Source organism: Microcoleus sp., from assembly GCF_049646505.1.
Classification (GTDB): domain Bacteria; phylum Cyanobacteriota; class Cyanobacteriia; order Cyanobacteriales; family Microcoleaceae; genus Microcoleus.
Genome location: NZ_JBARVX010000017.1, coordinates 1 through 21303 on the forward strand (window position 1 = coordinate 1; position 21303 = coordinate 21303).

Here is a 21303-nt window from a genome sequence, read left to right on the forward strand (position 1 = left end):
AGGAAGAGGCTCTAGCACCTCAACAAAGACTTAAAAAATATTAGAAAGCAACTTATAGATCAGACGAAAAATAGCTGTTGCCGCGATCGCCCCCAAAGCCCCCAAACATCCCACAAACAACACGCCAACGATCGGAGAATTCGGATAAATCGTAACTACCTCGCGCAAAGCCGGGAAAAACCACAGCACAGCCAGAGTACCTGCGCTAATAATCAGCATCTCAGTTTGTTCGATCGCCCTGCGATATTGCCCATAAACCAAACCCCCCATAATCATCCCCAACAACCCGATACTCAAGCCAGGAGATGGCAGCCAACTCGTCAGGGCGATCGCCAGCAACCCCCCCTCAACACCCGTAAACGCAGCCCCACGCAAAACCTCCCAAATCGAAAAACCCCTTCTTGGCGAAGCTTGCAGGCTTCCCGGAGGAGTCGCCGGAACAGGTGCAGGAGGCTGCTGAGGCAGTGGTGGCGGCTGAGGCGGCAGGGGGGGCGGAGTCTGCACAGCAGGCGGCTGCACGACCACCGCAGGCTGTTGAGAATTGTATTTCAGAGCCGCTTGCACCTCCGCAGCAGATTGATAGCGCTGGCTCGGAGCCGGCAACAACATTCGATCGAGAACTTCAGCCAAACCCGAACTTACCTGCACCCGCGAATGCCAATTCCACTGATTTTGATAACTATCAAACAATTCCACCGGCTCCAAACCGCTCAGCAAAGTAATGCAAGTCACAGCCAAAGCATAAAAATCCGTTGCCGGATAAACTTCTTGGCCGTTCATCTGTTCCGGCGGAGCATAACCCAAAGAATAAATACCAGTCGAAGCCTTAGAAGTTCCCGCAGTCTGCGTCACCTGCTTAACAGCCCCAAAATCTAATAAATAAAGCCGACCACTTTTAGCCCGCATAATATTAGCAGGTTTAATATCCCGGTGAATCGAACCGCGAGAGTGCACAAAATCGAGAACCTTCAAAATTTCTCCCAGCACCTCCACCGTTTGGGCCTCCGAAAACTTACCTTTAACAGCAAGTTCCTCCTCCAAATTTTCACCATCAATAAATTCTTGAACCAAATAGAAAAACCGATCGGTATTTCCACCCTGCAAACTCGGAACACTCAGCTCAAAAAACGCCAGCAAACTCGGAATTTGCGAATTTTCGTTGCCCAATTCCTCCAGCACCGCCGCTTCCCGTTGAAACAGGGTTTGAGCGATTGTTAGCTGTGCCGGAGTTAGACTTGCCGACGGCTGCAAAAGTTTAGCAACGCACTGCCGCATCGCAGGAGTGTAGCGGTCTCTAGCCAAAAACGCCGCCCCAAAACCCCCTTGACCCAACAACCTGGCGGGTAAATAGCGGCCGCTCAAAATCAGGGGCATTCCGCAAGTCGTGCAAAACTTTTGCTGCACCGTTTTCAGCAGGGAACTATCATCGAGGTCGGCAAAGTTGTTTTGAGGGCGCGGGCAGCCCGGCCGGGTGCAGTAAACTTCCATTTTGGTTTGCTAATTGGGAATTGGGAATTGGGAATTGGGAATTGGCAATTGGGAATTGGGAATTGGGAATTGGTAATTGGTAATTGGGGATTGCTAATAGAGGGTTGGGATTTTCTAGTTGCTAATGGTTTAATTCCTCATTATGCGCTGTTAAACTTTCTTTTTATGCCAATTCCACTTGATTATTTTACCCTCTTTAGCTAGTTTTGCTATTAGCTTTTAGCATCAAATAAGCCGATTACCGATTAATATCAATTCCGGTTGCACTCATACATGATGTTAACTGTTAACTGTTAACTGTTGACTGTTAACAGTGAATTTACTATTCCGATCAATTTAAATGCAAAACAAATTACCGATTACCATTACCGATAATTCACGATCAATTAACAAATTTTCCAGGGGTTATCAAACCATATTTTAATCTCTAAACTAACAGCGAACTGCGCGCCTGCCAAAGACCTCACAAATTAATTTCCCGCCGAGTTGGGAGTTACTATTTCTATCAGAGGTAAATCGATCGCCGGAGCTGCTTTTTTTTCTGCAATGGTGGAATAAGTAGCAAACAAAGGCAGAATTTCATTGCTGAAAGCCTCTGCTGCTTTAGAACGGTAGCGGTTGGGGTTGCAAATCAGGGACAAAATCCGCGTTACTAACACTTCGTCCATTTTAGATTTGTGCAAAACGCCCATCAGCAACTCTTTTTCGATCGCCGAAACCGACACAAAAGCAGCGCCCAGCCCCGACTGAACGGCATTTTTAATAGCTTCGATCGAATTGAGCTCCATTTCTATTTTCAAACGGCGCGTGTCAATGCCGCAGCGAGTCAGTACCTGATCGATGACTTTGCGGATTGTAGACTGCGAATCTAGGGAAATAAACTGCAATTTATAAAGGTCTTCTTTTTGGATACTTTCTTGCTGTACCATCGGGTGAGAGGGCGGGAGAATCAAAGCCAGTTCGTCTTCTGCGTAAGGAACAATGTCTAAAGCTTCTACAAGTTCGGTAGGAATTTCTCCGCCAACAATTGCTAAATCGATTTGCCCGTTGGCCACACTCCACGCGGTGCGGCGGGTAGAGTGAACGTGAAGCTGTACGGCTACATCCGGGTACTTTTGGCGGAACATCCCGATCATCCTGGGTAGCAAATACGTCCCCGTTGTTTGAGAAGCGCCGACTATCAAGGTACCGCCTTGGAGATTTTGCAAGTCTTCGAGAGCTCGACAAGTTTCTTGACAAAGCGATAAAATTTTCTCGCCGTAACTCAGCAGCAGGTGTCCGGCTTCGGTAAGTTGAGCTCTGCGCCCCCCCCTGTCGAACAGCGGCACGTCCAACTGTCTCTCTAGGTTTTGCACCTGCAAGCTAACTGCGGGCTGGGATACGTAGAGGCTGTCGGCGGCGCGTTTGAAGCTTCCTTCGGAGGCGATCGCCTTGAGAATACGTAACTGGTCTAAAGTGAAAGGAAGGTCAGACATATATCTAAATTGTCAGTTGTCAGTTGTCAGTTGGTCAGTTGGTAGGGGCGGTGCCCCCTGGCCCGCCCTCTTAGTTGTCAGTTGTCAGTTGGCGGTTGTCAAGAAAGCAGTGGGCAGCGGGCAGTTGTCAAGAAAGCAGTTGTCATTTGTCTGTAGCTGCGAATTGGCTGAGGGCTAATGACTAATGACTGATGACTAATGACTAATGACTGATGACTGATAACCGCTGAATGCTCCTATAGATACTTTGTGACACAACTTGGCCGCGAATCAATAACTTTTCTTAATATTTGCAATGACGATCGACTTAGCGCTTGACTCCCACTTAGTTATTCTGGGACTTTTATTCGGTTTTGCGATCGCCCACAGCGGTTTAGCAGCCCTCCGGCCAAAAGGTGAAAAGCTGATTGGGGCTAGACTTTACCGGGTTTTGTTTGCCCTTGTCAGTTTGCCGCTGGCCGTGATTCTGATTGTCTACTTTTTCAACCACCGCTACGACGGCGTGCAGCTTTGGCAAGTACAGGGAGTGCCCGGAGTTAAACCCGCAGTTTGGATACTTTCAGCAATTTCCTTTTTGTTTCTGTACCCCGCAACCTTCAACCTCCTAGAAATTGCCGCCGTCCAAAAGCCGGAAGTTCACCTCTACGAAGCCGGCATCATCCGCATCACCCGTCACCCGCAAATGGTGGGACAGGTGATTTGGTGCGTGGCCCACACCCTGTGGATTGGCACTAGCTTTACCCTCGTCACTTCCATCGGTTTGGTACTGCACCACCTGTTCGGAGTGTGGCACGGCGACAAGCGGCTGCGGGCGCGTTTTGGCGAATCCTTTGAAACCATCAAATCTCAAACCTCAATTATTCCATTTTTGGCAATCCTCCAAAAGCGTCAAACCCTTGATTTGCTTGAGTTTCTGCGCCCTTCCTACGTAGGCGTAGTCATTTTTACGGGCCTGCTGTGGAAAATTCATCCTTTTTTGATGCGTGTCACTGGGAACATATACTGGTAGCATGATCCCTAGGATAGAAAAAAATTATTAAATTTTGAGGGATCATGGTGTTGTCGGTTAGCGAACGCACTTTTGCACAAGAGGTATTTCAAGCCTCTACCCCCGTTTTAGTTCACTTTTGGGCACCTTGGTGCGGTTTGTGCCGCGCGATCGACCCCACGCTTGCGAGTTTTGAGGCACAGTGGGCAGGAAAAGTCAAGCTCTTAGGGGTGAATGCCGATCAAAGTTTGAAGTTGGCGAACACTTACCGCCTGACAAGTCTGCCAACGCTGATTTGGTTTGAGGGCGATCGAGCTCGATTTAGATTTGAACACTATCAAGGGCGCGATGAACTGCGGCGGACTCTCGATGCCTGGATGCTGGCCACTGAAAGGTCTTCCCAAACTCAACGCCTGCAACCGCAGCAAGTAGCCAACAGGTAACAGGTCAAAGGCATTCGGCCGTTCGGTAAAAAGTATTCGGAATTCCCCGTTTGTCGATCGCCCATCCGACACTTGAATGCAGGCAGAAACCGGGTTTTTTCACGCAAATACCGCGTAGCGATCGGTGGTATCCGTAAAAACCCGGTTTGTTTATTTTTAAAGACTCAGGAAGGTCTTGATTTGTCAATCAATCTTTTGGCATAGATTCAAGGCGAACTAAATAGATCGTCTCGTCTCGATCGGGAAAATACGCAGCAGTTCTCAAAGGTTGTCGATCGGCAATACTGGAGAATTCGATCGAGTATTTTTGCCCAGTCGTGCAGGCGTGTGTCACAATTGTTTACAGTTTTGGCAATATCTAGTAGAAACTTTAAACTACCTATCAGTCATGGAACTGCTTTATCAATACGCTTGGCTGATTCCAGTCCTGCCGCTAGCAGGCGCAATGCTAGTAGGTCTAGGCTTAATCACCTTTAACCAGGCAACCAACAAACTCCGACAAGCGAATGCGATCTTCATCGTCTCCACGCTGGGAGGGTCAATGGTACTATCTTTCGCATTGCTGTGGAGTCAACTACAGGGCCACGCACCCTACACCCGCAATATTCAGTGGGCCTCTGCCGGCGACTTTTCGCTGAACATGGGCTATATCATCGACCCCCTGACGGCGGTAATGCTGGCGATCGTCACCACGGTCGCCTTTTTGGTGATGATTTACACCGACGGGTACATGGCACACGATGACGGGTACGTGCGATTTTACGCCTACCTGAGCATCTTCAGCGCCTCAATGTTAGGTCTAGTCCTCAGCCCGAACATCATTCAGGTTTACATTTTCTGGGAACTCGTAGGTATGTGTTCATACCTGCTAGTTGGATTTTGGTACGATCGCAAACCCGCAGCAGACGCCTGCCAAAAAGCCTTCGTCACCAACCGCGTCGGCGACTTCGGCTTGCTGCTGGGCATCCTCGGCATTTACTGGGCAACCGGCAGCTTTGAATTTGAGGTGATGGGCGAACGCCTGCACTCCCTAGTCGAATCCGGCGCCCTTTCGGCGACTCTAGCCACAATCTTCGGTGTTTTGATCTTTTTGGGCCCTGCAGCCAAATCCGCTCAATTCCCCCTCCACGTCTGGCTCCCAGACGCAATGGAAGGCCCGACACCGATTTCAGCCTTGATTCACGCGGCCACGATGGTAGCCGCCGGAGTCTTCCTGATCGCTCGGATGTACCCAGTATTTGAAGGTCTGCCTGAAGTCATGAATTTGATCGCCTGCACCGGCTGTTTTACAGCATTCATGGGTGCTTCGATCGCAATTACGCAAAACGACATCAAAAAAGGCCTCGCCTACTCCACCATCTCCCAATTGGGCTACATGGTGATGGCAATGGGCGTCGGCGCTTACAGTGCCGGACTGTTCCACTTAATGACCCACGCTTACTTCAAAGCAATGCTGTTCCTGTGCTCGGGTTCAGTCATTCACGGCATGGAAGATGTCGTCGGCCACAACCCAGCTCTGGCTCAAGACATGAGAGTCATGGGGGGCTTGCGTAAATATATGCCGATTACCGCTTCTTGCTTTTTAATCGGCAATTTAGCAATCTGCGGCATTCCGCCGTTTGCAGGTTTTTGGTCAAAAGACGAAATCCTCGCCCAAGCTTTTCACGCTAATCCCGCTCTCTGGGCTGTGAGTTGGCTGACTGCGGGCATGACCGCGTTTTATATGTTTCGGATGTATTTCAGCACCTTTGAGGGCGAATTCCGAGGTAATGACAGCGCCATCAAGCAACGACTCCTACAACCGAATCTGGTTTTCGGCCCCGGAGCGATGAATGTTAAGGAATTGGCACCCACTGGCGAAAGTCACGGCGAACACGACCATTTTCCTCACGAATCTCCTCTGACAATGGCTCTGCCGTTGGTGTTGCTGGCTGTACCTTCAGTATTTATCGGTTTTGTCGGTACGCCGTTTGCTAATTATTTCGAGCAGTTTGTCCACGCGCCGGGGGAATCTCTAGAGGAAGTTTTGGAGCACGCCGCCGAGTTTGATTTGACGGAATTTCTGATCATGGGCGGCAGTTCTGTAGGTATTGCTTTGCTGGGCATTACTTTAGCTTCTCTGATGTATTTGAGCCGGAAAATTGATGCTGGTGCGGTAGCTGCAAAAATCAAACCGCTTTACGAGTTCTCCCTCAACAAGTGGTATCTCGACGATATCAACGAAATTCTCTTCGTCAAAGGCAGCCGCCGTTTAGCGCGACAAGTCATGGAAGTGGATTTGCGAGTTGTCGATGGTATTGTCAACTTGACAGGGTTTCTGACTCTGGTAACAGGCGAAGGTTTGAAATACTTTGAGAGCGGCCGCGCTCAGTTTTATGCCCTGATTGTGTTTGTCGCAGTTCTGGGTTTTGCGATCGTTTCTGGAGTAAGTTAAATCTGTAGGGAAACGGCATTGCCATTAGTGTCAACTTAATGTCAAACCTACCGTATCTCTTGTTTGTCTCGAAGTCTAGATCCCCCCTAACCCCCCTTGATAAGGGGGGAACAAGAGTATTCTCTCAAAGTCCCCCTTCTTAAGGGGGATTTAGGGGGATCTGAACTCGGCTATCGACAAGAGATACAAAGGTTTTTAGGATTAAGTTGACACCAATGGGCAATGCCATTTCTCGCCAGAAGATATTTTAAGAACGGGCACTAGCTCAATAAATCACAATTGACAATTAGCCAATAGAAATAAATCTTTGATTAAAATTAACTGTTGCGATCGGATAATTTATCCAAATAAAAGCAAAAAATTTTGTCCCGTATAAAGAAAGTATAAAATTTAACCGAAAATTGCCAAAATATGTTTAAACCTAATAACTGACGGCTTATTTTAAAACGCAATGGATACAGCTAACTTTCCCTGGTTAACAACAACAATTCTGTTTCCCATTGCTGCGGCTTTGCTGATTCCTTTAATTCCCGATAAGGATGGCAAGACGGTGCGGTGGTATGCCCTAATTGTCGGTTTGATCGATTTTGCTCTGCTTGTGTACGCTTTTTGCACTCATTACGACTTCAGCAATCCAGATTTGCAACTGGTAGAAAGCTATATTTGGGTGCAGCAACTCGATTTAAATTGGTCTGTGGGTGCTGACGGTTTGTCGATGCCGCTGATTTTGCTGACTGGTTTTATTACTACGCTGGCTACTTTAGCAGCTTGGCCTGTCACATTTAAACCTAAGCTTTTTTACTTTTTGATGCTGGTTATGTACGGCGGACAAATCGCAGTTTTTGCCGTACAGGATATGTTGCTGTTTTTCCTAGTTTGGGAACTGGAATTAGTCCCGATTTACCTAATTTTGTCCATCTGGGGCGGCAAGAAGCGCCTCTACGCAGCCACCAAGTTTATCCTGTACACCGCAGGCGGTTCGCTGTTTATTTTGGTGGGCGCGCTGACAATGGCGTTTTATGGCGATACGGTGACTTTCGATATGCGGGCGATCGCGCTTAAAGACTTCGCCCCCAATATAGAATTGCTACTGTACGCAGGTTTCTTAATAGCTTACGGCGTCAAACTGCCAATTTTTCCCCTGCACACTTGGCTCCCCGATGCTCACGGCGAAGCCACCGCACCAGCCCATATGTTGCTAGCAGGAATTCTCCTAAAAATGGGCGGCTACGCTTTGCTGCGGATGAATGCGGGAATGCTCCCCGACGCTCACGCTACCTTCGCACCCCTGTTAGTAATTTTGGGCGTAGTTAACATTGTTTACGCCGCCTTAACTTCTTTTGCTCAGCGCAATTTGAAGCGGAAAATTGCCTATTCTTCGATTTCGCACATGGGCTTTGTGCTAATTGGGATAGCTTCGTTTACGGACTTGGGAACTAGCGGTGCAATGTTGCAAATGGTTTCCCACGGTTTGATCGGGGCGAGTTTGTTCTTCATGGTAGGTTGCACTTACGATCGCACCCACACCCTCATGCTCGACGAAATGGGCGGTGTCGGCAAGAAAATGCGTAAGGTTTTCGCGATGTGGACTGCTTGTTCTATGGCTTCTTTGGCTTTGCCGGGAATGAGCGGTTTTGTAGCAGAATTAATGGTGTTTGTGGGTTTTGCAACCAGCGATGCTTACAATCCGGTATTTAAGGTTTGCGTGGTATTTCTAGCGGCTGTCGGCGTAATTTTGACTCCGATTTACCTGCTGTCAATGCTGCGGGAAATCTTCTACGGCCCGGAAAATAAGCAATTGGTGGAACACGAGGAATTGGTGGATGCGGAACCGCGAGAGGTGTTTATTATTGCTTCTCTGTGGGTGCCGATTATTGGCATTGGTTTGTATCCAAAGATGCTGACTCAGGTTTACGATGCGACTACTTCACAGTTGACTGCTAAGTTGCGCGATTCTGTGCCGTCTCTGGTGGCTAAGGCTGCTGCGGATAAAACAGTGTCTTTGCGTGCACCTGCGATCGAACCGAGCAAGTTGTAATTTAAACTGGATTTAGCAAGAAAACCCCCAAACCATTTTAAAGATAGGGTTTGGGGGTTTCTCTAAAGCAAACACATTATCGCAGACTTAGGAGACTGACTTTTGAATAGGCTACAAAGATTAACCCTCAATGGATTTAAGTCTATTAAGGCAATAGATATTGAGTTGCATTCGCTAAATATCCTGATTGGAGCAAATGGGGCAGGCAAGAGCAATCTTATCTCGTTCTTCAAGATGCTTAATGAGATGATGGCTGGACGTTTCCAACAGTACATTGCCACGTCGGGGAGCGCCCAATCTCTCTTGCACTTTGGACCTAAGATAACGCCCCAGATAGAAGCAAAGCTGGAATTTGAAGTTGACAACGGGGTAGATACCTACCACATCCGGCTGTTTCATGCGGCTGGTGATACGCTTATTTTTGCCGAAGAGACTTTGAGCTTTCTACAAACGGGTTGGCCATCCCCTAGAACTGACGAACTGGGTGCAGGACATAAGGAAACCCAAATCATCAAAGCAGCAGAGGAAGGCAAGCAAACGGCTAAGACGCTCAGATACTTACTCAACCGCTGCCGTGTGTATCACTTTCACGACACATCATCTACGGCAGACGTGCGTCAATCTTGTTATGTTGGTAACGATCGATGGTTAATGTCTGATGCTGGCAATTTAGCTGCATTACTTCTGAGGTTCCGTGAAGAGAATGGGGGTGCAGCTTATCAGCGCATTATCGGAACAATCCGTCTTATTGCACCTTTTTTTGATGATTTTGTTCTTGAACCAAATGTATCTAATCGCGTTATTCTCAACTGGCGAGAAAAGGAGTCCGATCTGGTATTTGGGCCTCATCAATTTTCAGATGGTACTTTGCGTGCCATCTGTCTTGCCACGTTGCTCTTACAGCCAGAAAATGAACTTCCAGAACTTATTGTTGTTGATGAACCGGAGTTGGGGCTTCATCCCTATGCCCTAAATATTGTGGCTGATTTGTTGAGTAAGACTGCACTTCATACACAAATTCTCATTAGTACCCAATCTAGTTCTTTTTTGGATAATTTTGATCCTGAAGATATAATTGCGGTGAACCGAGAGGGTAAGGAGTCGCAATTTAAAAGGCTAAATCCCACAGAATTAGATGCTTGGCTCGACGAATATAGTCTGGGAGAAGTTTGGGAGAAAAATATCATTGGGGGAGGTCCACATTAATGGTGCGTCTCTACCTATTTGCCGAAGGACAAACCGAGCAGACATTCGCTGACACTTTGATCAAACCGCACTTAGCTCTACATAAGGTATTTATGAATCGTCCTAGGCTAATTGCTCATGCTAGGAAAAAGGGGAAAGTGCACCGCGGTGGTGGACGCAATTATGCACCTATGAAAAACGATATCCTGCGATCGCTCAAGGAAGATAGCAATTCCGATGTATTTTTTACTACCATGATTGATTTGTATGCTATTCACCCTGATTTTCCGGGATTAGCTGAATCTGAGCGTATGCGTCAAGATCCGATACGGCGGGTTGAATTTTTAGAGGAACGCTTTGCGGAGGATATTGGCGACGATCGGTTCATTCCTTATATTCAGTTACATGAATATGAAGCATACCTATTTTCTGACCCAAAGTGTTTTGAATATCTTGATGCCGGACGCACAAAAGAGATTGAAGCTCTCCAAACTATTGCTAGTCAATATCAGACACCTGAGTTAATCAACGATGGGCCGCAAACAGCACCTAGCAAGCGTATCATGGCGCAGTTTCCTGATTACGGAAAAGCGAAGTCTACTTTTGGGTCACAGTTAGCTGAAAAAATTGGATTGCCAGTAATTCGGAGCAAATGCTCTCACTTCAACAAATGGCTGTCACGACTTGAATCTTTGAATGGCGAAGGCATTAGTAGTTGACTGTCTAAAAAAAAATTACCAGTAGAGCGATCGCTCTTCAATTCAGTGGGATCGCCCTTAAAGTTTCTAGCATTATTGTTCGGGGAAGAGTGCGATATTTTTCAAGGGGGCTTGAATTGCTTCGATCAGTCTGGTGAGGTGCTACTTACAACTACAATTGAGTGAGGCGGAGTATTCTCCATTGAGCTTTATACTGAGGCATTTTTATGTTAAGTGTGACAGTTGATGAAATTCAGCGCGATCCTTCAAAGTATCTGCGTCAAGTGGAAGCAGGTGCAACTTTTGTGATCCTGCTTGCAGATAAGCCGATCGCGGAACTCAGACCTATTTCTAGCAACAAGCAATTACGACCATTTGGTTTATGTGCAGGCGAGTTTACTGTTCCAGATGATTTCGACGCTCCTTTGCCGGAACATATCCTCAGTGCATTTGAAGGTAAATGAAGATTCTGCTAGATACGCACATCTTTTTATGGTTCATCAGTGGTGACACCCAGTTATCAACAGATGTTCGAGATGCAATTCGCGATCCAGATAATGAGGTCTATTTGAGTGCAGTTTCAGTATGGGAAGCAATTGTCAAGTACCAGTTGGGTAAGTTACCTCTGCCGGAGCATCCCGAAACATATTTGCCCAAACAGCGCGATCTTCATCAAATTGTCAGTCTTTCTCTTGATGAAAGTAGCGTAGCTCAACTGGCTAAACTGCCACCATTACATCGCGATCCATTTGACAGAATGCTTATCTGTCAAGCTTTACAGAATGGTCTGACTATTGCGACAGTAGATGGGGCAATTCGTGCCTACTCAGTCAGCGTTATGTAGCAGTGTAAGTGAGCTATCATATCCATAACAAGAGTAAGAATTATAAAAAAGAGGGAATGTATGCAAACAATCCTTTTGAGTCGTGAAGAAGTCGCGCGTCGTGCGAAACATTTGTATGAAAGCACCATCCGCCAAAAAATAGAGTTAGAAGAAAATATTGGCAAGATGGTGATCATTGATATAGAAACAGGTGACTACGAAGTTGATGAAACTGGGCTAAAAGCCGCGCATAGTCTGAGGGCAAAGCATCCGTATGCTCGACTTTTTGGCATTCGTATTGGTTACAATGTGGCTGCTTCGTTGGGTGGTGTAATGGAGCGTGTCAGCAAGTGATTTCTGGTATCATATTCATATTGATCGGATATTATAGCTATGAGAGATTGCTCATGAAAATTAAAGCGATTATCTGGCAAGAAGATGGCGTATGGTGCGGCTCAGTTCCAGCACTTCCTGGTTGTCACACATGGGGAGAGAGTTACGAACAGTTGTTAGAGATGCTGGAAGATGCTGTTCAGGGTTGGCTTGAAGTCGCAAGTCACCAAAATGAACTTGCACCCGATAAACAGTTAATTGAGTTATCTCTATGAAATCTGTTTCTGGCCAAGCACTCTGCAAAATTGTTGAGCGATATGGTTGGAAGCTAAAAAGAATCACTGGTAGCCATCATATCTACGCAAAAGAGGAGGTTGCAGTTATTCTCTCTATTCCTGTGCATAGCAATCGAGACTTACCAACTGGAACCTTAAGAAGTCTTCTTAAGGATGCTGGGATTACGGAGGAAGATGTGCAATAACAGCCTTCCATTCAATACGATCGCCCTTTTAGTCTTGAGTCTTAACTGTTCTTGTTTCTATACTTGCTAGAATAGAAGAGAATACTAACCAAACTGCAACTCATGCTAAAAACAATCGAAGGCATTTATCAGAATGGGCAAATTCAGCTAGCCTCGCTACCGCAAGATGTTAGCGATCGCTCTCAAGTTCTCGTCACCTTTCTCGATCCAAACAAAATCGATCCAATTAAACTGCGCCAATTGATCGATCGATTGGAAACAATTGCAGGTATTCAGCAAGGTTTCGAGGAACTCAACGCAGGACAGACTCGTCCCATCGAAAATTTTGTCCGAGAAATGCAGCAGAAATATGACATTTCAGGTTGAAATTACCCCGATCGCCTCTTCTGAGATTGAGCAAGCCTACTGCTGGTATCGAAAGCGGAATCCCGATTTTGCCGATCGCTGGTTTCGAGGCTTGATGAATGAAATCGCAACACTCCAAGAAAAACCTCGGCGCTGTGCTTTAGCAGTTGAAAGCGAGATTTTTCCTGAAGAAGTTCGGCAGTTGCTTTATGGGAAATCCAAAAACATTTACCGAGTCTTGTTTGCGATTCGAGATACTAGGGTGTATGTATTGTATGTCCGCCATAGCGCTCGATCGCCATTAACAGTAGATGATTTAGATGAACGAGAAGGTGGAGTTTAGAATTTTCAGGAACCGATCATCCTGCGATCGTCATACCCAATACTTCAAAATTACCAGATTTGTCGATCGCTCTTCAATTAGGTGCGTTAGCGTTAGCGAAGCGATCCGAAGGAAAGCCCGCCCCTACGGGGGCTGCGCCAACGAAGAGGATCGCCATTTGAGTTTCTAGCGTTCTTGTTCTGCGAAGAGAGCAATCTTTGTCAAGGGCGATCGAACGATCGTAAGTCGCGTTACAATTTAGTTCAAAACAAAATTCTGTATGCTGAGCAACCAAAACAAAGCAATCGTTCTCCAGTTCTACAAAGCATTCGACGATCGCAAAATGGAACAAGCCTTAGAACTGTTAGCGCCGAATTTTATTGCTCGCATGGCCGGAATGCCAAAGCCATTAAACGGGGAGGAGTTCAAGCAGTTCGGGATGTCGTTTTATCTAGCTTTCAGTCAAGGTGAACACGTTTTTGATGAAGTCCTAGTTGCAGGTGATAAAGTGGTGACGTGCGGAACATTCACAGCAACACACCTCGGAGAATTTCAAGGTTTACCACCAACGGGCAAACAAATCAGCTTGGCGGTTATGCACATCGATCGAGTCGAAAACGGCAAAATCGCGCAGCATTCGGGCCAGGGCGATGCACTTGGATTAATGCAGCAGTTAGGGATTGTATTCTTGCCGGGCCCAAAGCTAATACCGCACATTTTGAGAGGTGCTGCGTCTAAACTGTTTAAGAAATCTGCCCATAAATAAGATTGTCAGAGCTTGTAGTTTACAGTGACAGAACAAGTCATGCTAACAGTTACGTCGCTATCGCCACATCACACATTGCGCCCTCACAGGAACAAAGCATGAATTATCTGTTGAGTTGCAATGGTTGTCGCCGTCCGGTTAGCCCAAACGCGCCGAAGATCGATCGCCATACCCAACACTTCAAAATTACCAGTAGATCGATATGTCGATGCTGGCTTCACAACATTAAGCCGATAATTCTAGAGTGTTTAATTTGATACTAATTGCTACGGATGTCGATCGGACTACTATTTTTTATCTTCAAATCGATTTCTTATAACTCTTCAGGATTCGGCAGGAGAACCAGCCTCGACAAAGCTCAACATCCTGGCCGCCTCAACAAAACTTAAATTAAAATCCAGACAGCTTGCCAATTTTTACAGATCCATCAGTCACCCGAAAAGATATATGATAACCTTAACCGGATCATCTCTTCCCAAAGGATATGTTCTACTGCTCGAATCCCAGGTGCTCTAATCCTTTCAATCCCGACAACTCTAAATTTTGTCAAAGTTGCGGCGAACCCGACCTCACACCCCTCTTCAGAAACCGCTACCGCGTGATTCGGCCGTTGGGCGAAGGAGGATTTGGCAGAACTTACGAAGCGGTAGATATTGATCGCATGGACGATTCCTGCGTCATCAAGCAGTTTGTGCCCCAAGTTCAGGGAACATCAGCACTTCAAAAGGCTACAGAACTGTTTAAGCAAGAAGCGAAACGACTGTACGAACTCGGCGACCATCCCCAAATCCCTCGATTAATTGCTTATTTTGAACAAGACAAGCGGCTTTATTTAGTACAAGAATTGATTGAAGGGCAAAATTTACTGGCTGAATTAACTCAGCAGGGCGCTTTTAACGAAGAAAAAATTTGGCAGTTGCTGGCAGATATTTTGCCAATTTTGAAATTTGTGCACGATCGCCACGTCATTCACCGAGACATCAAACTTGAGAATATCATCCGCCGCCGCACCTCTGCTAGCTCATCCCCGCCAAAAGCTGCAAATTTTCGCAATTCAGCTTTCCGCAGAGGAGGGCGGGGAGAGTTAGTTTTGATTGATTTCGGCGTTTCCAAACAAGTTACAGGTTCGCCTTTGAGCAAAGTCGGCACCACCGTCGGAACGCCCGGATATTCCCCGCTGGAACAAATGCGGGGTCAAGTTTTCCCCGGAAGCGATTTGTACAGTTTGGGCATAACTTGCCTGAGACTGCTAACTAAATGTTTGCCACAAGTTGACGGTTCCGATGACCTTTACGATCCGATTAACGGCGGCTGGATTTGGAGAGAACGCTTGCCTGCCGGCACAAAAATCAGCAGCGAATTAGAAACAATTTTAGATAAATTAATTCAAGATTATCTCAAAAATAGATATCAATCTGCTGATGAAGTAATCAAAGCTTTAAATCTCTATTCTCTACCTCCTCCCCCCCATTTTGGCAAGGGCGGACAACTTACTTTAAATTATGCTCAGCCCAAGGCAGCTTTACCTCCGCTAAATGCTTATTTGACCGAAATTGAACAAGTGGCTCTCAATAGTCCGAACCCGCGAGGCCGGCAAATAAACAGCAATATCTCTGTTAATCAGAGGGGGAAATCCCACATCAATCCGCCTCCCAACAAGGGATCGCAAAGTATTGCTACTGTCAAAAGCACCTTTGAATTTCAGGTAGTGACAGTAGACAATCGCGGGAAGCAAACTAATCTTAACAGCCGCAGAGCGCGTTTTTTTGAAGAAAATCTCGGCAGCGGCACAGTCATGGAAATGGTATCTGTTCCTGGCGGTACTTTCCTGATGGGCAGCCCAAAAGATCGGGGCGACAGCGACGAAAAACCGCAGCATTCAGTAACTTTAGCTGCTTTCTATATTGGCAAATTTCCAGTCACTCAGTCGCAATGGACGGCAGTTGCAGCGCTGCCGGAAATTAAAATGTTTCTCAATCCTGATGCTTCCCGTTTTAAAGGTGTCAATCGACCGATCGAAAATGTATCTTGGTACGAAGCGGTGGAGTTTTGCGCTAGACTTTCTCGCAAAACTGGTAAGAAGTATCGCTTGCCTACCGAGGCCCAATGGGAATATGCTTGTCGGGGGCAAACTATGACGGCGTTTCACTTTGGGGAAACGATTACCAGCGAGTTAGCAAATTATAACGGAAATGCTAATTACGCTGATGCGCCGAAGGGAGTTTATCGCTTTCAAACGACAGATGTTGGCAGTTTTAAACCGAATGCTTTCGGATTGTACGATTTCCACGGCAATGTGTGGGAATGGTGCGCGGATGCTTGGCACAATAATTATAACGGTGCGCCTGTTGATGGCAGCGTTTGGGAGTCGGGCGGCGACTATGCGCTGAGGTTGTTGCGGGGCGGTTCTTGGAACGATCGCCCTCCGAATTGCCGCAGCGCGTGCCGGCTTCGATATCAGCCGGATTGCAAGGCTAGTATTGTGGGTTTTCGTGTGGTTGTTTCTGTTGTTTGATATTGTATCCGAACTTTTTAACTTAACTAAAACTCAACCAGCTAAAAACTGTTTCAACAGTCAATTCTAACTCAATTCCATTAAGTATTGGCAAATCAGTTGCACCTTCGTACAATTCCACTCTTTGCCCGGGAAATACCGCTAAAATACTTTCTTCTTCTGGAATCATTAACCACCCCAATTCAGTGCCTTGTTGCGAACAAGCAAGTAATTTAGCAAGCACTTTTGTTTGGCTTTGTTCGGGAGAAAGAATTTCAATCGCCCAGTCTGGATAAATCTCAAAGCGGTTAGCAATTCTACCAGATGATAGAAAGGGAATTCTTTCCCACCGGAATACTGCTACATCTGGGACAATTGATGCACCGCCGAAAGTGCAACGTAACTCTGGAAAAGCATAAGCAATCTTTGGTGTTTCGACTATTTGGTTGATTACATTGCAAAGCTTACCCTGCAATCTGCTATGTTCACCTTGAGGCATGGGTTTTTGAATGATTTCTTTGTTGATATATTCGCAAGCTGGCTCCGTTTCTGGAAGTTTTAGGAACTCCTCTAAGTTGGGCGATATTTTAATGACTGTAGTCATAGGTCAAATCGATTTTAGATTTTAGATTTTAGATTTTAGATTTTAAATTGGATAGGTATCAGAACCCCGACTTGTTTAAAAAGTCGGGGTTCTGATACTATGAAGGACAATTATTGCCTCAACTAGCCTTCTTCTGAGGAGCCACCATGCGTTCTACACTCATAGCAGCCACGCTCAATGTCACTACAGCCATGCCGAGAATTGCCAAAGGCTGCAACTTCTCATTGATAATTACAAACCCGAAGAGTGCGGTCATCGCCGGCCCCAAAGTGCCAATTACGGAGGCTAAGGCTGCCCCGGCAAACCGGATGGCAAAATTGTTCAAAAGATAGCTAAACAGCGTCAGCACCCCTAAAACAACGCCTCCAAAAATCAAACCCGGCCATACATTTGGGTCGATTTGAGGAGCTAAATTTTCCGAGAGCGGCACCCACAAACTCAGGGCGGAAAATACAAAAATCGTGGCGAAATTAACTAAACTAAAAGGAATCGGGTGCAGCTTGCCCGCGGCCATTTGCGTCAGCAATACGTAACCTGCAAAGGTAATGCCAGCACCGAGTGCCGCGGCGACTCCCACCCCGACATTGCCGCCGCCGGGAGCTGGCGCTGCAAAACTCGGCCAGCCGGCTAAAATCAAACCTGCGGTAATTCCGCAGATTGCCAAAAAGCCGATCGTGCTTGGGCGAGCGCCAAACAAGATCCAAGAACCGAGTACGGTGACGATCGGGTAAATAAAGAAAATCGTAATCGCAATTCCCGCCGGAATATTGCCGATCGCCAAATAAATCAAAACCTGAGACAAAAACAGAAAAAATGCGCTTCCTAAAACCTTGCTCCACAAAACTCGATCGCCCGACTGGAACAACCGCCTAATATCTTTCCACACAGAAGGATACAGAAAAGTTGCCAATATTGGCATCAAAGCCATCACCACGATCAGCCGCATCAACAAAATCAACAAAGAATTGCCAAAACCAGGAGTTACAACCCCCGGAACTTCAAACAAGCCAAAAATCATCCGAGGATTTCTGCTTTTAATCAAAATCCTCAAACAAACATTAAACAGCGACAATACCACCGCCGAAGACAAAGCCAGAATCAAACCTGCTTGCACTTGAGAACCTGCTTGAGCAATTGCAGCAGAACCTGAAGAAGGCTGCGGCACAGAGTCCCGCGGCGCATCCACAGGTGCTGGCGCTATAGCTGGCGGGCGGACAGAATTAGCTGATACTTCGGGATAGGAATCTCTAGCGTCGAAAGGATTGTCAAGATATTCTTCTTCTTCTTGTTCGAGTTCTTCCCTGATCCGGTTTACAAGATTTTGTAACAGCTCTTCCCCTTGCCGCTCTAGGGTTTGCATATTATTGAGCCGCATGGAAAGCTCGCTTTCGTAGCTGCTCAAATCTTGTTCGAGCATCTGGAAACTGCGATCGATCCTTTGATCGAGCGCCGCCAGCAACTCCGAGGCCCGTTCGTCGTAGTTGCTAGGCGGCATCGGTATCGGGAATTCGCCGCTGGGAATGGGGCTGCTGAGAGAATGTCCCGAGTTAGCGCTGAGTTCGCTGAACCGCTGCACCAACAAATCCTGCAAATTGTGAGCCAAAACTTGAGCCAACTGCTTCAGCCACAATTGCTGCTGCTGAATGTATCGCCCAGACAGAGATTCCATTTGCTGGGACTGCAATTTGCGATATTGCTCTCTGAGGTCTTCAATATCCTCAATCAGGTGATTTTTTTCACTTTCGAGCCGAGTAATGTCCTGATTTAACTGGCCTTTGACATTTTGGTGCAAAGCGTCCAGTTCCTGAATCACTGAGTGGAGGACTTCTTCTGCTGACTGTGCATCCCCTGGGTCGTCTTTTGACGAGTATACGTTGCGCTGCGCCATTAGCCTATAACCTCTAATTTAAACTGCACGTTCAGTGTTCTTAAGTATTTTTGCAAAGTAGAGCCCAACTTCCAGTCATTTTCTGTAAAAGATCCCTGACACTGTTTAATCAATATTAATCGCTTGGGTTGAAGATGCGAGAAAATTGCGATCGCCCCAAAAACACTTTGTGCAATTAAAAATCATACTACAGCTCGACCTCTCTACCGATGGCTCTGGGTCATTCTCGCATCTCACACCGCTTTAAAAAAATAACGCAACTGCCGATGCGATCCAAACCCGCCATGCAGTCAGTCATTCTCTATTTTTTCGCCGTGCGCCGCCACAGTTTTTGACGCCCAACATTAGAATCAGGGTTCCCGGACAATCTGCCTGCATTCGACAGCCCTGACAAGCGAATTTCAAAGGTGCTACAAGCTCCGGGATTTATTCGTCGAATCAATCGGGAGCATCTCAAATCAGAAGAGCCCGATCGTCGATCCGTGGGGTTAATCGGGAGCATCTGGAATCTCAAATCTCAAATCGAATGACCGGGCGCGAGCTTTGAAACCCTCGTTGCTCTTACCAGATTACGGGTTGCGACCTCCAAATTTTTGCCATTGGTCTATGGACATCAATGTCAAGGTCAAGTTAACTCACGAAAGTTTTTAAGTTCTTCTAATTGTTGAGTCTGTTCCTCAAGGCGAATTGCCAGCCGATCGCACACCAGTTCACACAAATCAAAGATAATCGGATCGGCAATTTCATAAAAAACACTGATTCCTTGTGGCTGACGAGTCACCATCCCTGCCTGGCTTAGCACCTTTAGATGCTTAGAAACGTTAGCCTGTCCCAGTCCCGTCGCTTCAATAATTTCCGTGACATTTTTAGATCCTGACTTCAGACAACACAAAACTTGCAGCCGACTCACTTCAGATAGAACTTTGAAAAACTCAGCAACGGGAGAAAGGGCTTGAGGAGACGGTTTTAGCATACAAACCTAAAAATTACATCTTACTATATATAGTTAATTTTAATATTACCAGATAGTAATATGATGAATAAATCTCAAGTGCAAGATACCAATGGAAAACGTTAAAAAGATCAACTCGGAGCTAAGCATAGCCGGACAGGTGAAACCAGAGCAGTTGCAGGAAGCAGCCACCGAGGGGTACAAGTCTGTACTGAACTTGCGATCGCCTGATGAAGAAGGCTTCATGAAGGACGAGCAGCAACACGCAGAAGCCGCAGGATTACAATATGTCAACATTCCAGTCAAGCCAGACGGGATGACTGACGAGTTGACCGATCGAGTTTTAGCGCAAATCGATCGACTACCAAAACCTGCTCTCATTCATTGTGCAAGTTCCATGCGTGCAGGTGCAATGGCATTTATGAACGTGGCGACGCGGCAAGGGATGACAGCAGAGCAAGTGTTTGAGAAGGCAACCGAAGCTGGCTTTGACTGTAATTCTCAGCCAAAGATGAAGCAATTCTTGGAGAGTTACGTCTCTAAGCACTCAAAAACAGTTTAAATTTGTTCACAATTAAAGAAAGTCAGGTTTGTGGGTGAATAGATTTTTGCCCGACCTGACAATCTTTTTGCTGATTACTGTTGGATCGAGGAATCATGATGGCATTAGTTTTAGAGCAAATAAATGTTGAGGGACTAGCACCAAGGCGAACGCATCTAAATTTTATGTTAACAAAATGTGGTATATTGGAGCAGAATTATTGAGCATCCAAAAAACATTGAATCAGAGTTTACCATTATGAAACTCAAACCTAAAATCACCATTACCGAGCATTTCTCCGACTTATAAGATCCCAGAATTGAGCGAACGAAACATCATCAATTAATTGATACGATCGCCAGCTTGCGATCGGGGAGGAGACAAAAAAGCGATTCATCTGGTTAGTGCTTGGGCGACCAGTCAAAGATTAGTTTTAGGACAAGTTGAGGTTGATAAAAAACAAGAGATAAATTACAGCTATTCCGGCTTTACTCAAAGTATGAAAATTAAAGGTCAGCATTATCACCATTGACGATCTGGGCTGTCAAAGGTCAATTGTGAAGTCAATTGTCGAACAATGAGGAGATTACGCAATCAGCTTAAAAAAAAACAACCCTCCCTCAGAGTAGAAGAGTTGTTTGATCGACCAATTAGACAAGAATTTTCGGGATTTACACGTACAGCTTATTCAACCCGAAAAGAGAACAATCACGACCGCTGAAAAATCCGACATCACTTAATGTTCAGTGACATCAAAGAGCATATCTATCCTGACAATTAATGGGAGAAACTTCATAGTATATCTCTGATATAATCCGCGAAAATAGTCAAGGAAAAAACAACTATTAAATCTACTCGTTACCAGGCTCTGCCTGGTAACGCATATCCGGAGGCTCTGCCTCCATTTTCGCAGGCGAGACTCTTCAATAGTGATACCAATTTCATAAAGTAGCGCTAGATATTACCCCCCCAACCCCCCCTTATTTCGGGGGGGAGTGGGGGGGG

23 protein-coding genes and 1 pseudogene are annotated in these 21303 nt (G+C 46.2%); 18 read left to right on the forward strand and 6 right to left on the reverse strand.

Features of this window, described 5'->3' with window-relative positions; all coding sequences use genetic code 11:
• Positions 1 to 30: 30 nt before the first annotated feature.
• Positions 31 to 1488, reverse strand: coding sequence for a protein kinase domain-containing protein (locus WBA89_RS01130; RefSeq protein ID WP_424403269.1), 1458 nt, complete (start codon positions 1486 to 1488; stop codon positions 31 to 33).
• Between WBA89_RS01130 and WBA89_RS01135 the strand changes: the two genes are divergently transcribed.
• Positions 1396 to 1692 (forward strand): hypothetical protein, encoded by a 297-nt coding sequence (locus tag WBA89_RS01135; RefSeq protein WP_424403313.1) that lies wholly within the window; start codon positions 1396 to 1398, stop codon positions 1690 to 1692. The genes WBA89_RS01130 and WBA89_RS01135 overlap by 93 nt on opposite strands.
• 266 nt (positions 1693 to 1958) lie before the next feature.
• On the opposite strand, the gene WBA89_RS01140 is transcribed toward WBA89_RS01135, so the two are convergent.
• Positions 1959 to 2963, reverse strand: a complete 1005-nt coding sequence (locus tag WBA89_RS01140) for a LysR family transcriptional regulator (RefSeq protein ID WP_424403271.1) — start codon at positions 2961 to 2963, stop codon at positions 1959 to 1961.
• A 295-nt stretch (positions 2964 to 3258) separates the two neighbouring features.
• Here WBA89_RS01140 and WBA89_RS01145 point away from each other — a divergent pair, with 295 nt between their 5' ends.
• Together WBA89_RS01145 and WBA89_RS01150 are read left to right on the forward strand one after the other, a co-directional pair.
• Positions 3259 to 3972 (forward strand): NnrU family protein, encoded by a 714-nt coding sequence (locus tag WBA89_RS01145; protein WP_424403273.1) that lies wholly within the window; start codon positions 3259 to 3261, stop codon positions 3970 to 3972.
• A 44-nt stretch (positions 3973 to 4016) separates the two neighbouring features.
• A complete protein-coding gene (locus WBA89_RS01150) occupies positions 4017 to 4394 on the forward strand; it encodes a thioredoxin family protein (protein WP_424403275.1) in 378 nt (125 codons plus the stop codon).
• A gap of 4 nt (positions 4395 to 4398) precedes the next feature.
• Here WBA89_RS01150 and WBA89_RS01155 read toward each other — a convergent pair whose 3' ends face one another.
• Complete coding sequence (locus tag WBA89_RS01155; RefSeq protein ID WP_424403277.1) at positions 4399 to 4581, reverse strand: hypothetical protein; 183 nt, start codon at positions 4579 to 4581, stop codon at positions 4399 to 4401.
• A gap of 201 nt (positions 4582 to 4782) precedes the next feature.
• Between WBA89_RS01155 and WBA89_RS01160 the strand changes: the two genes are divergently transcribed.
• From WBA89_RS01160 to WBA89_RS01220, 13 genes are all read left to right on the forward strand, one after another.
• On the forward strand, positions 4783 to 6828 hold the full coding sequence (locus tag WBA89_RS01160) for an NAD(P)H-quinone oxidoreductase subunit 5 (RefSeq protein WP_424403311.1): 2046 nt from the start codon (positions 4783 to 4785) through the stop codon (positions 6826 to 6828).
• Between the two features lie 451 nt (positions 6829 to 7279).
• Positions 7280 to 8866, forward strand: coding sequence for an NAD(P)H-quinone oxidoreductase subunit 4 (locus WBA89_RS01165; RefSeq protein ID WP_424403279.1), 1587 nt, complete (start codon positions 7280 to 7282; stop codon positions 8864 to 8866).
• A gap of 102 nt (positions 8867 to 8968) precedes the next feature.
• A complete protein-coding gene (locus WBA89_RS01170) occupies positions 8969 to 10072 on the forward strand; it encodes an AAA family ATPase (RefSeq protein ID WP_424403281.1) in 1104 nt (367 codons plus the stop codon).
• Positions 10072 to 10770 (forward strand): DUF4276 family protein, encoded by a 699-nt coding sequence (locus WBA89_RS01175; RefSeq protein WP_424403283.1) that lies wholly within the window; start codon positions 10072 to 10074, stop codon positions 10768 to 10770. Before WBA89_RS01170 ends, WBA89_RS01175 begins: the two co-directional genes overlap by 1 nt.
• Positions 10771 to 10976: 206 nt before the next feature.
• Positions 10977 to 11213 (forward strand): type II toxin-antitoxin system Phd/YefM family antitoxin, encoded by a 237-nt coding sequence (locus WBA89_RS01180; protein ID WP_424403285.1) that lies wholly within the window; start codon positions 10977 to 10979, stop codon positions 11211 to 11213.
• Positions 11210 to 11593, forward strand: a complete 384-nt coding sequence (locus tag WBA89_RS01185) for a type II toxin-antitoxin system VapC family toxin (RefSeq protein ID WP_424403287.1) — start codon at positions 11210 to 11212, stop codon at positions 11591 to 11593. The genes WBA89_RS01180 and WBA89_RS01185 overlap by 4 nt, the downstream gene beginning before the upstream one ends.
• A 60-nt stretch (positions 11594 to 11653) precedes the next feature.
• The gene (locus tag WBA89_RS01190) at positions 11654 to 11926 is read left to right on the forward strand and encodes a hypothetical protein (RefSeq protein ID WP_424403289.1); all 273 of its coding nucleotides are present in this window, start codon (positions 11654 to 11656) and stop codon (positions 11924 to 11926) included.
• A gap of 53 nt (positions 11927 to 11979) precedes the next feature.
• Positions 11980 to 12180: a type II toxin-antitoxin system HicB family antitoxin gene (locus tag WBA89_RS01195; RefSeq protein WP_424403291.1), complete on the forward strand. Its 201-nt coding sequence runs from the start codon at positions 11980 to 11982 to the stop codon at positions 12178 to 12180.
• Positions 12177 to 12386: a type II toxin-antitoxin system HicA family toxin gene (locus WBA89_RS01200; protein WP_424403294.1), complete on the forward strand. Its 210-nt coding sequence runs from the start codon at positions 12177 to 12179 to the stop codon at positions 12384 to 12386. The genes WBA89_RS01195 and WBA89_RS01200 overlap by 4 nt, the downstream gene beginning before the upstream one ends.
• Positions 12387 to 12488: 102 nt before the next feature.
• A complete protein-coding gene (locus WBA89_RS01205) occupies positions 12489 to 12752 on the forward strand; it encodes a hypothetical protein (RefSeq protein WP_424403296.1) in 264 nt (87 codons plus the stop codon).
• The gene (locus WBA89_RS01210) at positions 12736 to 13074 is read left to right on the forward strand and encodes a type II toxin-antitoxin system RelE/ParE family toxin (protein ID WP_424403298.1); all 339 of its coding nucleotides are present in this window, start codon (positions 12736 to 12738) and stop codon (positions 13072 to 13074) included. The genes WBA89_RS01205 and WBA89_RS01210 overlap by 17 nt, the downstream gene beginning before the upstream one ends.
• 259 nt (positions 13075 to 13333) lie before the next feature.
• Positions 13334 to 13819: an ester cyclase gene (locus WBA89_RS01215; RefSeq protein ID WP_424403300.1), complete on the forward strand. Its 486-nt coding sequence runs from the start codon at positions 13334 to 13336 to the stop codon at positions 13817 to 13819.
• A 484-nt stretch (positions 13820 to 14303) separates the two neighbouring features.
• A complete protein-coding gene (locus WBA89_RS01220; protein ID WP_424403302.1) occupies positions 14304 to 16334 on the forward strand; it encodes an SUMF1/EgtB/PvdO family nonheme iron enzyme in 2031 nt (676 codons plus the stop codon).
• Positions 16335 to 16356: 22 nt separating this feature from the next.
• Here WBA89_RS01220 and WBA89_RS01225 read toward each other — a convergent pair whose 3' ends face one another.
• From WBA89_RS01225 to WBA89_RS01235, 3 genes are all read right to left on the reverse strand, one after another.
• On the reverse strand, positions 16357 to 16917 hold the full coding sequence (locus WBA89_RS01225) for a Uma2 family endonuclease (protein WP_333090314.1): 561 nt from the start codon (positions 16915 to 16917) through the stop codon (positions 16357 to 16359).
• A gap of 118 nt (positions 16918 to 17035) precedes the next feature.
• Positions 17036 to 18805 carry an EamA family transporter gene (locus WBA89_RS01230; protein ID WP_424403305.1) on the reverse strand — a complete coding sequence of 590 codons (1770 nt, stop codon included), beginning with the start codon at positions 18803 to 18805 and terminating at the stop codon, positions 17036 to 17038.
• Positions 18806 to 19430: 625 nt separating this feature from the next.
• Complete coding sequence (locus WBA89_RS01235; protein ID WP_424403307.1) at positions 19431 to 19778, reverse strand: ArsR/SmtB family transcription factor; 348 nt, start codon at positions 19776 to 19778, stop codon at positions 19431 to 19433.
• A 91-nt stretch (positions 19779 to 19869) separates the two neighbouring features.
• Here WBA89_RS01235 and WBA89_RS01240 point away from each other — a divergent pair, with 91 nt between their 5' ends.
• Together WBA89_RS01240 and WBA89_RS01245 are read left to right on the forward strand one after the other, a co-directional pair.
• Positions 19870 to 20319, forward strand: a complete 450-nt coding sequence (locus WBA89_RS01240) for a beta-lactamase hydrolase domain-containing protein (protein WP_424403309.1) — start codon at positions 19870 to 19872, stop codon at positions 20317 to 20319.
• A 346-nt stretch (positions 20320 to 20665) separates the two neighbouring features.
• Positions 20666 to 20876, forward strand: a pseudogene (locus tag WBA89_RS01245) (ISAs1 family transposase); the annotation flags it as partial.
• Positions 20877 to 21303 lie beyond the last annotated feature (427 nt).